The organism is Psychroflexus tropicus DSM 15496 (assembly GCF_000378765.1).
Lineage (GTDB): Bacteria > Bacteroidota > Bacteroidia > Flavobacteriales > Flavobacteriaceae > Psychroflexus > Psychroflexus tropicus.
This window is the reverse complement of the sequence record NZ_KB905343.1, coordinates 740653-756390: the sequence shown is the minus strand read 5'-3', so window position 1 is coordinate 756390 and position 15738 is coordinate 740653. Positions and strand designations below refer to the sequence as shown.

At 35.9% G+C, this 15738-nt stretch carries 14 protein-coding genes; 8 read left to right on the top strand and 6 right to left on the bottom strand.

Annotated features, from left to right (window positions below):
* Position 1 precedes the first annotated feature (1 nt).
* The 6 genes from F598_RS0108390 to F598_RS0108365 form a co-directional block, all read right to left on the bottom strand.
* Entirely contained in the window at positions 2-475 is a 474-nt protein-coding gene (locus F598_RS0108390) for a T9SS type A sorting domain-containing protein (protein ID WP_019038599.1), read from the bottom strand.
* A 162-nt stretch (positions 476-637) separates the two neighbouring features.
* A complete protein-coding gene (locus F598_RS0108385) occupies positions 638-1777 on the bottom strand; it encodes a DUF6268 family outer membrane beta-barrel protein (RefSeq protein ID WP_026302603.1) in 1140 nt (379 codons plus the stop codon).
* Positions 1778-1843: 66 nt separating this feature from the next.
* A complete protein-coding gene (locus tag F598_RS0108380) occupies positions 1844-2290 on the bottom strand; it encodes a DUF2147 domain-containing protein (protein WP_019038597.1) in 447 nt (148 codons plus the stop codon).
* A gap of 16 nt (positions 2291-2306) precedes the next feature.
* On the bottom strand, positions 2307-2828 hold the full coding sequence (locus F598_RS0108375) for a hypothetical protein (protein ID WP_019038596.1): 522 nt from the start codon (positions 2826-2828) through the stop codon (positions 2307-2309).
* A 214-nt stretch (positions 2829-3042) separates the two neighbouring features.
* Positions 3043-4413 (bottom strand): alpha/beta hydrolase family protein, encoded by a 1371-nt coding sequence (locus tag F598_RS0108370; protein WP_019038595.1) that lies wholly within the window; start codon positions 4411-4413, stop codon positions 3043-3045.
* A 2-nt stretch (positions 4414-4415) separates the two neighbouring features.
* A complete protein-coding gene (locus F598_RS0108365; protein WP_019038594.1) occupies positions 4416-5189 on the bottom strand; it encodes an MBL fold metallo-hydrolase in 774 nt (257 codons plus the stop codon).
* Positions 5190-5291: 102 nt separating this feature from the next.
* Between F598_RS0108365 and F598_RS0108360 the strand changes: the two genes are divergently transcribed.
* The 8 genes from F598_RS0108360 to F598_RS14530 all read left to right on the top strand — a co-directional run bounded on the left by F598_RS0108360 (position 5292) and on the right by F598_RS14530 (position 15726).
* Complete coding sequence (locus F598_RS0108360) at positions 5292-5816, top strand: GNAT family N-acetyltransferase (RefSeq protein WP_019038593.1); 525 nt, start codon at positions 5292-5294, stop codon at positions 5814-5816.
* A gap of 59 nt (positions 5817-5875) precedes the next feature.
* Positions 5876-7273: a T9SS type A sorting domain-containing protein gene (locus F598_RS0108355; RefSeq protein ID WP_019038592.1), complete on the top strand. Its 1398-nt coding sequence runs from the start codon at positions 5876-5878 to the stop codon at positions 7271-7273.
* Complete coding sequence (locus F598_RS0108350) at positions 7274-10330, top strand: SusC/RagA family TonB-linked outer membrane protein (RefSeq protein ID WP_019038591.1); 3057 nt, start codon at positions 7274-7276, stop codon at positions 10328-10330.
* A complete protein-coding gene (locus F598_RS0108345; protein WP_019038590.1) occupies positions 10327-11790 on the top strand; it encodes a RagB/SusD family nutrient uptake outer membrane protein in 1464 nt (487 codons plus the stop codon). The genes F598_RS0108350 and F598_RS0108345 overlap by 4 nt, the downstream gene beginning before the upstream one ends.
* Positions 11777-13273: a hypothetical protein gene (locus F598_RS0108340; RefSeq protein WP_051080727.1), complete on the top strand. Its 1497-nt coding sequence runs from the start codon at positions 11777-11779 to the stop codon at positions 13271-13273. Before F598_RS0108345 ends, F598_RS0108340 begins: the two co-directional genes overlap by 14 nt.
* Positions 13270-14409 (top strand): cytochrome-c peroxidase, encoded by a 1140-nt coding sequence (locus F598_RS0108335; protein ID WP_019038588.1) that lies wholly within the window; start codon positions 13270-13272, stop codon positions 14407-14409. The genes F598_RS0108340 and F598_RS0108335 overlap by 4 nt, the downstream gene beginning before the upstream one ends.
* Positions 14410-14483: 74 nt before the next feature.
* The gene (locus tag F598_RS15090) at positions 14484-14648 is read left to right on the top strand and encodes a YqaE/Pmp3 family membrane protein (protein ID WP_019038587.1); all 165 of its coding nucleotides are present in this window, start codon (positions 14484-14486) and stop codon (positions 14646-14648) included.
* Position 14649: 1 nt separating this feature from the next.
* Positions 14650-15726 carry an endonuclease/exonuclease/phosphatase family protein gene (locus F598_RS14530; protein ID WP_157594979.1) on the top strand — a complete coding sequence of 359 codons (1077 nt, stop codon included), beginning with the start codon at positions 14650-14652 and terminating at the stop codon, positions 15724-15726.
* The last annotated feature ends 12 nt before the right edge of the window (positions 15727-15738 follow it).

The following is a 15738-nucleotide window of genomic DNA, read 5'->3' as shown; positions in this document are numbered from 1 at the left end:
CTTAATGTTTTAAAATCTTAAAAGATTGGATTATAGAATTATTTTTGAAAAGGTTTAGAATATATGTTGATGAAGCGAATTCTCTCAAGTCGATCCTTGTGTTCTGGTTATGAACATCTTGTTCTATCAAAAGTTTTCCCTGCATATCAAAAAGTTTGAAATGGTAACCTCCTTCAAACTGGTTTTTAAAATCCATACTAATAAATTTAGAAGTAGGATTAGGATAAATAGCTAATGAAAAAGCTGCGATAGGTTTTTCAACGCTCAATGTAGATACCTCAAAGGACTGTTGAACTCCTTCACTGAGTTGGCCTGATGAACTCGAATAACTATTGTAACTTACCTGACCAATCGAAAAACTAAGACTTCCACCAGAGCTTATAGCATTCCCTCCAGATGTTAATGTTATTTGCTGAGCTACAGTATTCAGAGACATTCCAGCTATAAATACTAATACGAGATAAAATGATTTCATAATATATATACGAGAGGTATTAAATTTTGGTTCATTTATTTTTTAAAAAATTGATATTCAATAGAATAATATTCAAATATTTCACCCGACATATTTATAATACAAGTAAAAAAAGCTGATTTCAGGAGTGAAATCAGCTTTCAAAATTTGTTTGAAATCAGTCTATTGACTCACGAAATTCAATCCTACATTAAAGAATAATGGGTTTTCTAAATTGTTGATCATCCCAAAATCCTGGTCTCCAAAGAATCCTCTAAAGAAGTCTCCTTCTCCATCAAGCTCATCAGCATCATAAGACCAGTCCATTCTATAGCCTGCTTGTACCGTTGCCCAAATATATCCTGAAATTCGAGTTTGAAATTCAAGTTTAGGTCTTACTTCTCCCCTTCTGATTTCATAAGAATTACCGTTGATCGAGTAATCATCTATTCTATAGCTTTGTCCTTCCAGATCGAAGCCTGCCAATAACAGTGAGTTTTGATTGATGTTGTAACGAACATAGGCTCGAGCTGGAAAAAGTATTTCTGTTCCCCATTTGCGATTGTCTGAGGTCCAGTCGAACATCACTACGGGAACGTAATTTAAGTTACCAACTCTATAGGTTCTGGATACCCCTACTCCCCAGCGGTAATAATCATTAACACGCCTGCCGTAAACTGCAGCTGCACTGTAACGTATTGTACTAAGCGATTGAAATTCGTCTAACCCATAGTTCCCACTAAGATCCATCTGCCCTTGAAATACTATAAAATCTTTTTCGTTAAGAGGAAAGAAAAAAGTGTTGGTCCAATTGATATTTCTAAGGCCATCTTCGTTTAAAATTCGCCCTAAACTTCTTGCTTCAGAACCATCTGGCAATGTTATTGGACTTCTTGGTGAATTTAAATTTTCATTGATGTTATAGCGGGTATCCATGTAATTGATTCCAGATTGCCATACGAAACTACTCTTTGAGATAATTGGAATATTACTGCTAAACCTAAAACCACCTGTAAACTTGGCCTTCCCAGTTTCGTTTATTTCAGGATTATCTTCATCCACATCAAAACCATTATTCTGTGTTTGAGGAAAAGTTACTTCAGAAAATTCATATTTATAAGGCATCTGCGCATCAAAACTTACACCGATAAATTTCTGAGGACTCATTCCTGAAATTTTGGGACTTGCATAGCGTTTGATCGGCGTGTCATCCTCCAACTCGTAATCATCGTATATGCTATAATCTTCTTCGTCTTCCTGAGCTTGAATTGAATAAGAATTTAAAAAAATAAGTGTAAGTAGTAAACAGTAGTAATTTTTCATGTTCGTAGCATTAAAAGCTAAAAAAACAGCCATCTTATAAGGAGTAGATAGCTGTTTTTATCAATGTTATTTTTTTCGGGTTAATCTTCTCCAGGTATCAGTTCTTCCAAAAGTTTTTACACCTACATAACCACGTATATCTAAGGTGTTTTCATCTTTCATGGTAATTACACAGCTATAAGTGGTTCCACTTTCTGGATCATAAATGGTTCCTTCTTCCCATACACCATCTCCCATGTATTGAAAATCCTTTAGAATACGATATCCTCTTAAAGGAACATTTTGCATACTTTCATCAGGGTTATTCTTATCTAACTTGGCTTCTCCAGTACTAGGATCGATTGGTTCTTTAAGCCAAACTATTTTACCATAAAATTTATCATCAATTTTATTGATTTTCACCTTAGCTTTTCCGTGTCCAGGTTCCCATACACCAACAATAGCTTCTGCGTCCTGAGAAAATCCTATGTAGCTTATTAAACAGAATGCAATTAAAAAAAGTCTAGTATTCATAAGTATTTGTATTAAATTATTTAAGAGTTTCTACTTCAAAAGTCACTTGTAGGTCGAACACAACATCATCATAAAAGTCTTCCTGTAGCATATCAAAGTCTCCTACGAAAGTGATTCTCTCATCTTCAAAAGCTGTTTCTAATTCTTCTTGCTTTCCTGCAATTTGAAGATCATAGCTTTTATCTGTCTGTATATTGCTTTCCAGTAATCCAATTCTTGTCATACTGGTATATTTAGATTTCATCTCCATAACCATTTTACCTACTTTAGGAAAATCCATATCCGCACGAGGTTTTACTGTAATAGAGGTTATTCTAGCTTTATCCACAACAATGTCTCCTTCAACTTGTGGAAAAAGATCATTTAATGAAAATTCCCAAGTTGCCGTGGAGGTGTTGGAACCTTCAAATAGAGGGCCTACGGCTTTTAAATCTAAAACAGGAGTAGTAACTTCATGTGTTTCAGTATCAGCTGCACAGGAAACATTTAATATTAGGATAAAACCAATTAGTGCAATGGATAAATATTTCAATTTCATTGTTAAAAAATTTTTATCAAATCTATATAAAAAATATTTAAATTTTTAAGATTTAATACTTGCCCAAACAAGTTTTTCTGAATTTAATAGTGCTTGTAAATACTATTAAACTGATCTCTAATATTTTAGACTTTAAAAGCTAATCTCTTAAATTGTAAATGCGTTAATATTCAATTATGATTTAATTTTAATTATTACTGAATTTGGGGTATTCTTATTTTGAAATCAAACTCAACAACCACTCTTTAATCACCTCTAAGACCTCAGGCGACATCGTTTGCTCTATCACTCCATATTCTGAAATATCTCCTGTATCACTATCTTGTAAAAGGTGATTTAAGCCTTTAAATTCGTGAACCTCTACTTGTGTATTCCCTCCGCTTTCAAGCCCTAATTTTAAGGCTTCCAAGTTTTCAGTGGAAGAGACCTGAAAATCAAGACTTCCCCCAATAGCTAAAACTGGACATTTCACCATGGATAAATAGCTAGACGGTTTATTCCTGATCAAACCAAGCAACTCGTTGGTCGTAAGCTGTTCTACCAGCGCCATTAATTCCTTTTCCATCATCACATCGGCATAATTATCTTTATAGAATTGCATCAATTCAGCCTCTAGCTCCTCTCCTACGGCATCTGTAGATAAAATGTAATCGTATGTTGCAGAATACATTTCGTTAGATTTTTCAATCTGAACGGGTGTCATCCCTCTTAACTTCAGGAAGTCTGCTCTTTGCTTTAGCATAAGTTGATCACCATCAACTCCAGGAGCTGCAAGTAAAACTAAAAAAGCAATGTCTTCAGTAGTAGCAAGTCGAGGTGCAATAATACCACCGAGGCTATGGCCTAACAGTCCAATGTTTTTTGGGTTGATCTCTTCTCTGCTTTGTAAATATTGCAGTCCTGACCTTGTATCTTGTACAAAATCTTCAAGCGTAGCTTTTTGGAAATCGCCATCAGAGCGGCCTACGCCACGTTCATCGAACCTCAACACAGCTATCCCATTTTGAGTAAGCTCATGCGCTAAAAGCAAAAAAGGTTTATGCCCCATGATATAGCTATTTCTATCCTGAGGGCCGCTGCCACTTATTAGGATAACCGCTGGATAACTTCCTTTTTTATTTGGTAAAGTTAAGGTCCCTGAAAGATTGATACCCGCTTCTTTATTTTGGAAAGTAACTTGCTCAACTTTGTAAGGATAAGGTGGAAGTGGTTCCTGAGGGCGTTTTAATTTGGTATTTCCTCTTATTAGATTTAATTTAAGTGACATGCCATTTTGATTGAAATTACCAGCAATGGTATCTGTTTTAGACCATTTTCCTTGATATCTAATTCCTAATGGCTTGATTTCGATAGTAAGTAAAGAATCGACTAAGCTTGTATTTGTAGCTTGATAATCCATCAAAGACTGAGCAGGGACGCTCAATGTAGATTTATATTGCCCCTGATCTTGATAAATCATAAAATTTAAATCCAATTTGCTTCCTCCATAGGACAATTCACCTGTCCAATCTCCTTCAATTTCCGTTTGTGAAGATCCTAAGAAAGAAAAAAACATGAAAACAAGGCCTAGATATATATTTTTCATAGTCAAGTAGTTTTAAATGTTTTGGACTCCCCATCCTCTGGAATCCAAACCTTATTACTTAATTTTTGTTCCTTAAATTTTTCTTTTAAATTATTTCTCTTGGTTGGGCAATGGTTTAAAGCTTCAAGATGATTACAAATCGTAACGCCAAAATTTAAATTCGTAAACCGCATAATATCCTCTACTGTCATCAATATAGGTTCATAAGCATCCAATTGAGCAGAACCACAGGGAATCACACTAATCTCGGGTGCATTATTGACCAGAATCTCTGCCACCTCATCGGTTAAAATCGTGTCTGATGCTAAGTATAAACTTGGCTCATTAGGCAATTGAATATAAAAGCCCATTACATTACCCATATATTTAGCCACCTCTCCATACCCGTGTTGGGCAGGAGTTCCTTTTATAGTTCCACCAAGAAAAGCCTGAGTTGAATTATAGTCGAGCTCCCGGGCCACATTGAGACCTTTGGATTTCAAATCTTCAGCATCCAACCGACTACACGTGATAGGAAGTTGATTGTCTTTAAGGAAGTTGACCCCAGCCTCATCCAGATGGTCTGCATGCTGATGAGTAATTAACACGTGTGTGACTTTTTTCAATAAGTCGTAAGCTTTAGCAGGCAATTCTACCAGTGGATTCCTGATGGCAGGAAAGCGATCTTTGGTAAAAGCTTCTATAGTTCCAGGCTCTCCTAGCATAGGATCTATTAATATAGCTTCAGATCCTATTTCTATCACTGCTGTGGCGTTTCGAATATGATGGTATCTCATTGGCGTAATATTGAATATTGCTGATTCAAAATCAAATATAATCCAACTTTAATTATAAAGGGCAACTGAAGAGGATTGCTTTAATTTGCAAAAAAATTGAAAATGTCGATTCTGATCAAAGCATTTGATACTACTGAAGCTGAAAAGTTATCTAAGTTAAGCCGACAAACTTTTATTGAGTCGCATGGACATAGTGCTAAAGCAAAAGATATAGAGGATTATATACAATCTCATTTCAATACTGAGAATCTCACCGATGCATTAGAAGACCCTTATACGCATTTTAGCAAAGTATATTTTAAATCTCAGCTTGCAGGATATACTAAATTAATTCTGAATCAGCCCCACTCTCTAATTAACAATCCTAATGTCGCTAAATTTGAAAGGTTATACCTCTTAAAAGAATTCTACGGAAAAGGACTGGGTGAAGCTTTATTGCAGCATAATATAGACCTTGCCAAAAAGCGTCAGCAGAAAGCCCTTTGGCTGTTCGTCTGGACTCAAAATGATAAAGGACTTAAGTTTTATAAGAAGAATCGGTTTAAGATTGTTGGTAAGCATAACTTCAAAATCAGTGACGACCACTATAACCCTAATTATGTGATGCTTATGAAAATTTCGAAATAAAAGCTTTTATTATTATTTGGATTAATTACAAATAATTATTTTTGTAAAAAAATATTAATATGAAACAGACTTACTTACTTTTACTTTCAATGTTGATCACCTCAACATTTAACGCTCAAGTTATGCTTGAGGAAGACATCAATCCGGGTGTTGATAATTCAAATCCGGCAAACCTTACTATTTATGAGGGCGAACTTTACTTAACAGCAAACAATGGCTTTACCGGAAGTGAACTTTTCAGGTTTACAACAGCTAATGGTGCTGAATTGGTTGAAGAAGTTAACGCCGATGGAAATGCTTCAGTATCAAATTTTGTAGTGTTTAATAATACTTTGTTTTTCACTGCCAATGGAGATAATAGAACTGGCATCGACTTGTTTTCTTTTGATGGTGTCTCTGTCAATCTTATTGAGTTGTATCCAGACCAATTCTCTGGTTTATTCAATCCATTAGTCGCCTACGATAATATATACTACGTTGGCTTCGATTCAAATTTTACACCCAATCGTCTCATTTCATATAATGGCACTACTGGTGGTGAAGTTTTGGGCTCTGGAGTAGAATCTGTTATCGGTGGTAATTTCATCGATTTTGATGGAGGCTTGCTGCTTTATATGGAGTCAGATAACATAGACGTAGGTGCAGAACTTTACTTTTATAATATAGATTCAGGAGAATTTAGTCTCATAAAAGATATTGATCAAGGGACTGGGGGGTCCAGCATTAGTGAATTTACTAAATTGGATAACGAGGTTTACTTTGAAGCAGAGTCGGATTTATGGAAAACTGATGGTACAGAAAATGGAACAGTAATAGTACAAACAGTAATCGATGCTGGCGTAACGAATGTTCGGGAATTTTATGAATGGAACAATGAATTGTATTTTGAAGGAGATAACGGCAATGGAGACCAGCTATGGAAGTACAATCCTACTACAGATGCTCTCACTCAATTGAGTTTTATAAGTGGTGATAATGAGAATCATGATCCAAGTGATTATGTCATTTACGATGGTTTTTTATATTATTCTGCAGAGGATGGAAATGACAATGAAAGCCATTTATGGAGAACCGATGGAACAAGTGTTGAACAGCTTAATGATTTTTTCATCAGTGTATCTGAATTAGGTGTTTTCGATGATCGCATTTTCTTTAGAGCCGAAGAAGAAGGTGTTACCGGTAATGAATTGTATTCTTTAGATCCTAATACCCTCTCAATTCAAAACTTGAATTCTCTATCTGAATTAAAAATATATCCAAATCCTACAAGCGACTCGGTTAGATTCACAAAAGATTTGAATGGATCTAAATATTCGTTGTTCAATCTTAGTGGTCAATTAGTAGCTGAAGGAGTTATTCAAAATAACTCGGTAGACGTCTCAAGTTTTAAAGGAACCTTACTACTATCTGTAAATAATAGGGAACAACAGAAAACATTCAAAATCATTTCAAATTAATTGAAACTTGTAAGACTACTTACTTTAAGCTTATTACTTAGCATCAGCTGGATATCTCTTTCGCAAACCGGAAGAGATATCTCTGGTGTTGTTTATAATGCCAAAGATAGCTTATCCCTTCCTGGCGTTAACATAATTTTAAAAGGAACCAGAGCAGGCGCTGTCACCGATTTAAATGGGCGATTTAACTATACCGTAAAACGTCAACCTATAAGTGACCAGCAATTGGTTTTCAAATATATAGGGTATGAGACTCAGACTATTCAATTAACAAACAAAAGCAATTTTGAAGTTTACCTTGTTCCTAAGACAGATGACCTAGAAGAAGTCATTATTACTACATCTTACGGTACTACCAAATTAAAAGAAGAAGCTGTTGGAAGCATTTCACAAATTAATGACAGAGATCTCAATGTAGACCAAAGTTATGAGACCATTGATAAAATGATAGAAGGCTTAGCACCAGGACTTCAAATAGAGGGCAATTCTCAGTTAGGTACTTCAACAAGAATCAATATTAGAGGTCAAGGTACCTTTAGTCCCTTAGACGGAAATTTGCTTAATGCTTCTGCACAACCTCTTATCATTGTGGATGGAGTGATATTATCTGAAGAAAATGGTTTTGATGACCAATTGTTTGATGGTGGAGGAAGATTTGGAGAACAATTCCTTAACCCTCTTTCTAAAATACCACCGGAAGACATCAAGAGCATTTCGATTCTGAAAGATGCTTCTGCGGTGAGTATTTATGGTGCTGATGGTGCCAACGGAGTTATCCTCATCACGACTAAAAAAGCAACTAAAAAGGATTTTACACTTACTTTTTCTCAACAGGCTGGATTTTCAGAACCCATCAATCCTATTCAATATTTAAGTGGTCCACAATACCACTCGATTCTTACAGATTATTTCATCAACTCAGGAGAATCTCCAGAAGATGCCAACGTTTCAGCGGGCTCCGACGTGATCAATACCGATTGGTTTGATCTGACCAATGAGACAGGCGTCTTTACCAGATCACAACTCAACTTTTCGGGCTCTATTGGTGAGCTAGGCTATAGAGCAAATATGTCTTACCTGAATAATGACGAAGTACAAATTGAAAATCGATACGAAAACTTCAGAGGTTCTATAGGTCTAGGCTATTCATCTCAAAAATTTGAAGCTAATTTGAGATTTATTCCATCTTACGTTATTAAGAATAATCCCAATACATTGTTTAGTTTTCCTTTGCCTCCCAATATATCTCCCTTTGATGAGAATGGTGACTTTGCCATTATAGGTGAAGGACTTATTGGAAACCCACTGGCTGTCTTGGAACAAAACAAATCTGAGAGTAGAACTTTAGGCTTTCTTACCACGTTAAATTTAAGCTATGATATCAATGAGCAATGGTCAGTTTCCACCATAATAGGTGCAGACCTAACTGATAAAAAGCAGGATAATTTTTTCTCTGGAAATAATGCTACTGGCAGATTATCTGGAAGTTTTGAAGTTGATGGTGTTACATATCCTAATTGGGGCAGAAAGCTAGTGCAGAATAGGAATGTCAATACCTATCAATTCAGCTCTATCATTAGTTACAAAAATCAATTTGGAGACCATTCTGTGGATGGTATGTTTGGGTTTGAAGCCAGAGAAGAACGCATTAAGGTTGAACGGTTTCTGGGGAGCGGTTATATCATTCAAAACCAAAACAATGGTTTGGAGGATGCTTTTGAAGTAAATATTAATGCCTTTACCTCTGAGAATGCAAGGTCTTCATTTTTTACTCAACTAAATTACGATTATCTTAAAACCTATTTTATAACAACGAGTCTCAGGGAAGATAAAAGTTCTGCTTTTGGTGGCGATATTGATGCTGCCTATAATGGCGCTGTAGGCTTTGGCTGGGTCCTCAGCAAAGAAAAGTTTATGGACGTAGATGCTATTGATTTTTTAAGATACCGCATCAGTTATGGCTCCTCAGGAAATTCGAGAATTGGAAGTTATAGAGCTCGTGGTTTATACAATACAAATATTACTTCAGTTAACAATGGTTATAATTTTGGCTCAGCAACCTTCCCCTCTACCGCACCTAATCCAGATTTGGGGTGGGAACGCAATTTTAAGTTCAACACAGGTATAGATTTCAACTTTTTGAAGCGTTTCAAATTTACCGTTGAATTTTATAGAGATAAAATCACCAATATAATTTCCTCGACTAATGCAGTTCCCGAAAGTGGATTTACAACTGTACAAGCCAATACTGGAAGTATGGAAAACAAGGGCTTAGAAATGGCATTATCTTCTGAAATCATTAATACAGAACAGCTGAAGTTTGATTTAAATTTTAATGTCTCTAAAAATGAAAATACCATTTTAAGTATCGAAAATTTAAGTTCAGAATTTTCTGTAGCGCAGAGGGCTTCCGCTTTAAGAGTTGGTGAAAGTACAACTGCGATCTGGGGCTACAGATGGGTTGGAATAGATCCAGCTAACGGCCAAAACCTCTACCGTGTGGATAATCAACTATATTCTGGAGAGTATGTAGGCAATAATTTTGATTCGAGCAACTGGGAGGTTATCGGTGACCGTTTACCTGAAATTTACGGTGGCTTACAAGCTAATTTTCAATTATTTAAGCAATGGTCTCTTAGTGCAAGGTTTGTTTACAATATTGGAGGAGATATTTTGGTGGATCAAGATTTCGAAAGAACAGACCAACAGGTCACCAATAGAAATATGATCAGCAATATATTGGATTACTGGCAAGAGCCTGGTGATACTTCCAGAAATTCAAAACCAGGTCCCGGACAGCCGATCATTCCCAACTCTACCAAATATCTTTATGACAATACCCACGTCAAATTTCAAAATTTGAGGTTGAACTATAAATTAGGCGATAAACTCATCGAAAGTTTAAAGCTCAACACTGCCAATATCTTTATCAATGCAGATAATCTTGGTTATTGGTACAGAGAAGGAAGCAGAAGCGACAGGAATGGAATCGCAGAATTAAGATTTCAATATCCAGAGATGAGAACAATAACAGCAGGAATCAATATAGGAATATGAAAAAAGGAATTCTATTTTGCATTTGTTTTATACTTCTGTCCTGTGATGATTTTCTAGACAGAGAGCCCGTTGAACAGATATCAATCGATCAACAGCTGTCGACCCTAGAAGGACATTTCGACGCCTTAAATGGAGCTTATACCGAATTCGAAGAACTTTACTCGAGTTTACGCTTTATCTATGCCGATGCTTTGGCAGGTAATGTTAAGTTTGCTCCAAATAATCAAGGCATCCAATCTATTGATCCGCGCTTTGAAGCTACCTATCGGTTTGAAGAACAGGAGTCTGATAGTAATTTTGCAAGCTTTTATGTGGATTCCTACCAAATTATCAATGCTATAAATTTGATCTTATCCAGAATAGACGCTATAGATGGAGCTGAAGCGGATAAAAACCTCATTAAAGCTCAGGCCCTGGCCATGCGTGCCTTTTTACATGCCGATTTGTTAAGAGTCTACACTCAACCTTATAACTTTACTTCCAATGCCAGTCATCTAGGAATAGTATACAATACTGAACCCCTACAAATAGGTGAAGATTTCCCATCCCGTTTAACGGTAGCAGAATCTTACGCTCTAGTAGAAGCAGATTATCTTCAGGCCATCGATTTTTTTGGAAATTCATCAGATAATGCCAACCAACCAGAAGTTTTCTATTTTAATGAATTAAATACAAAAGCTCTTCTTTCTCGAGTCTACTTGTATATGCAACAATGGGATAATTCTATACGTTTAAGTAGCCAGGTTATTGAAGAAGGTCCGGATCTCACTCCCAGAAATCTACTGGTTTCACAATGGCTGGATTTCAATCCCATAAGCGAAGCTCTTTTAGAATTGGGTCCTCCGATAGATCAAAATGATGGAACAGTAAGATCTTCTGTATCAACATACTTTCAGGTAATAACTGATTCTGATGACAATATTATTGAGAATAAACGCTATTCGACTTCAAATGATCTTTCATCGCTTTACACCAATGATGATATTAGATCAACATCAGGACTATTAAAAACCTATTTTATTTCGACTCAAACTTCTTCTGGTACTGAAGAATTACCATTTACCTTTACACAAAAATTCTCAGACCGGGATGGAGCCATAGTTATAAGGCAATCTGAAATGTTTTTGAACAGAGCAGAAGCTTTTGCCAAAACCGGAAGAGAAAATGAAGCCCTGAACGACCTCAACCGCATAAAATTGAGGGCTAATCCAGATGCAGAACTCAACAGCATTAGCGGTCAGGATTTAATTGATGAGATTTTATTGGAACGACGGAGGGAACTCGCATTTGAAGGACACTTATTTTTTGATTTGAAAAGAAATAACAAAGATATCATAAGAGAAGATGGATGCACCATTAACCTATGCCGACTCGATTATCCCAATCCTAGGTTTGTTTTACCTATTCCGGAAAGTTCAATACTTATCAACCAAAATATGATTCAAAATGAAGGCTATTAGATGTAGGGTTTACATATTATCATTGCTATTGTTAATTTCTAGCATATCCTGCTCAGAAGATGACACCAACTCCAATGCTATTTTGGATAGTGCCTTTATAAGATTTAGCTTTAAGACAGACTCTAACGGACAACCTATTCAATTTCCAAATGATGTTTCTAATCAACCTGAACTCGAAGAGTTTGAATTTAAGAAAAGGGATACTCTAAAACTTCCTGTAACTTTAAGTGTAAATAATCTCGAAAATAGTCTTGAAGCAGAATACTCCATAACTTTTAACGCCATTGAAGCTTCAAATGTTTTGATTTTTACCAGATCGAATCAGCTCAAATTTGAAACAAATCAACTTTCAGATACAATTTACATTGTTCCCCAACAAAGGCTTACCAACTTAAATTCGAATGCTTCTATTGATTTTCAAATCACTTCAGTTAGCGATCCTGAAATCAATATTGGATACCCAAATACGTTGAAACCGCTAGATAATTTCAAATTACTTATTTCTGATTTTGATCCAGTCACCTATCAATTCTCAAGCACAGACAGAGAAATACAAGGCGTTAGTGGTGAATCCTATAACATCGATATTTCTTTTGATCAAATTGTTGACTCTGAAGATGTTAATACATTAGATTGGTTAAGTTCAGATTTTATTCAGTCTTCCTGTAGTGATGAGCTTAACTTTAATTTTGACTTTGATCTACAGATACAGCCTTTGCAATACCCAGCCAAGACCTTAAAATACAGATTAGAGATACAAGATGATTTTGAGAATTTGCCTACAAATTTAAATGTGAGATTAAATTCAGTTAATGATGATAATTTACTCCTTAGAGGTCAAAATTTAGTTCAATTCTTTAAAACTGGTGAAGTGCCCGAACGATCTGGCGATCCAGCCTCCAGGTTTTATAACGCCTCAGATCGTTTCCACAGAACCTATGGAAAAGCTTGGATTTTTAATTCCTCTAGCAATGAATGTGAATGGAGAGATTTTCAAAGCTTTACAAGACCCGTGGAAGTTGAGCCGGGAAGTGAATTTGATAATGGCAATGGATTTCATCGCTACAAAATTGGATTTAGGAACATTAATAGGAATCCAAATGGAGACATTATAGGTACCAATCCCTTCAATTTAAGACGCTTTTACGATGGTGCTTCCGTCTTTTCCCCGGCATTTACACAGACAGAGTCTTTAGAGTTTTTTCCAGAAAGTAACACTCAAGGCAGTGTGAAAGTGAGTATACAAAATCTTGAATTTATTGTTGATGACCAGATTATTAACATTCCAGTATGCGGAACTGGGACCTATTCTTTCGATGCCGCTAATAATCGCTGGGAAATAATTTTAAGCATCATTACTGACGAAAGTCAGCTTAATGGTAATCCTAATGCAGAAAAATTTCTTTACATTTATACTGAATTAGTTGATGAAGATCCTCCACTTTTAAATGGTTTCGATTGCGCAACACCAGTAGCTTTATGACTGTAAAATATATATCATACTCTTTAGGTTTAATTATTTTAGGGCTACTTACTTTCGCTTTTAGTTCTTCTAATGAAGGAAATAAGGAGAGTTATTATTCTTACGATCAATTGAGAAACTTGTACGGTAGCGGAGATCAAAGTCAGTGGCCAGAACCTGTTTTAGATCCAAGTGTAGACATCAATACATTTGAAGACATCGGTAGTTTACCTCAGGTAGTTTTTCCAGAAAACAACCCTTACTCTAAAGAAAAGGAGAATCTAGGTAAGACCCTGTTTTTTGATAAGCGGCTATCAAAAAGCGGAGAAGTAGCTTGTGCTTCCTGCCACGATCCAGCTAAAGCTTGGACGGACCCAAAGCGAAGGTCACTTGGCCACGATGGTAGAGAAGGTCACAGAAATGCAATGAGCCTTGTTAATATTGCTTTTGCAAAAGATCTCTTTTGGGATGGAAGAGCAAAAAGCCTTGAACATCAAGCTAAATTCCCCATTGAAGATCCTCTGGAAATGAACCAAGCCATAGAAATTGCCTTAGATAGTATCTCTAATATCGATTCTTATATCAAAGCCTTTGATAAAGCTTTTGGGTCTCCAGAAATTACCTTAGAACGGGTTAACAAGGCTATCGCTACTTTTGAAAGAACTCTGGTGAGTGGAGAAAGCAAATTTGATAAATTCATTAAAGGAGATCAATCTGCTTATACCGATGAAGAAGTGCTTGGACTGCATGTTTACAGAACTAAGGCTAACTGCATAAGCTGTCATAATTCACCCTATTTCAGCGATAATAAATTCCACAATGATGGACAATCCCTGTTTGGAACCAAACATCAAGACCTAGGTTTGTTTGAAGTCACAAAAGATAGTGCAGACCTGGGAAAATTTAGAACGCCTACCCTTAGAGAAATTTCTGAAACTGGACCCTGGATGCATCATGGTAATTTTCCTAAACTCAAAGATGTGGTCGACTATTACAATCTTGGTAACCCAGCTCCTATTCAAAAAAGAATTAAAAGCACCTACAAAGGTTCTTTGCCAAAAAACTCTCCCATTTTAAAAAACCTAAATTTGTCGATTGAAGAAAAGCAAGCATTAATTGCTTTTTTAAAGACTTTATCGTCGGATTATGTAAGATAATTCAGAATTTACATCGATAACTCTTTTATAATCGTGTATTTATTTAAATTCGCCTATAATCTTAAACCTAACCTATGAGTATATTAAGAATTATTTTCGCCATTATTTTACCACCCTTAGGTGTTTTTTTAACCGTAGGTATTAGAGGAGCTTTTTGGCTTAACATTCTGCTCACTATTCTTGGCTTTGTTCCTGGTATTGTTCATGCTGTATGGATCATCGCTAAACACGATAAGTAAAATGGAAACTGCCATCATCATCTATCAAATACTGATGTGTTTTTTCGCCTTTGTCACTTTGTTTAGGGTAGATCATTGGATGGTGAGGCTATTTGATTTTCCTAAAGTTCAATTGCTTTTTCTTAGCCTCATTGGACTATTCTTGGGTTTTTTATTTTTTGACTTTAGTAATGTCTATCAATGGATTGGTATTGTAATGATTTCGCTTGCGATTCTTTTTCACTCAAAAAAAATACTGCCCTATAGTTTTTTGTTTAAAAAAGAAGTCATTAGAACCACTCCTGGAGCTTCTACAAAAAGTATAAGTTTAATGGCAAGTAATGTGCTTACTCCCAATCAGGATTATCAAAAATTATTACAACGTATTGAGGTGCAGAATCCCGATATTCTTCTCACCGTTGAAAGTGATTCTAAGTGGGAAAAAGCACTGCATTCCATTGAGTCAAAATACCCTTATACGGTAAAAATACCTCAGGATAATCTATACGGTATGCACTTATATTCTAAATTTGAATTGCAAAACGTGCAAATACATCACTTCTTGAATGAAGATGTTCCTTCTATTGAAGCTCATGTTAAATTAGACGATGACCAAAACATAAAGCTTTTTGCGTTACATCCGAAACCTCCAAGTCCTACAGAAGCCAAAAAATCTACCAACAGAGATGCTGAACTTTTGGTGGTCGCTAAACGTGTAAAAAGCTTAACTACGCCTGTCATCGTTTTTGGCGATCTTAATGATGTTGCCTGGTCCAGAAGTACGAGATTGTTTAGAAAAATAAGTGGACTTCTCGATCCTAGAATTGGTAGAGGTAGATTTAGCACCTTTCATGCTCAATATTCATTTTTAAGATGGCCTTTGGATCATCTGTTTCACAGTGATGATTTTAGCTTGAATGAAATAAGAGTTTTGCCGGATATTGGTTCCGATCACTTTCCCATATACGCTAAGTTAGAACTGAGTGACTATGCAGAAAAGACTCAAACCGAACATCAATCCACTGCTGAAGAAGAAGATCTAGCAGATGAAAAAATAGAAAAGGCCTTTCAAAAAACCTCTTCCGATATTCCAACATAAATATCGGCCTGG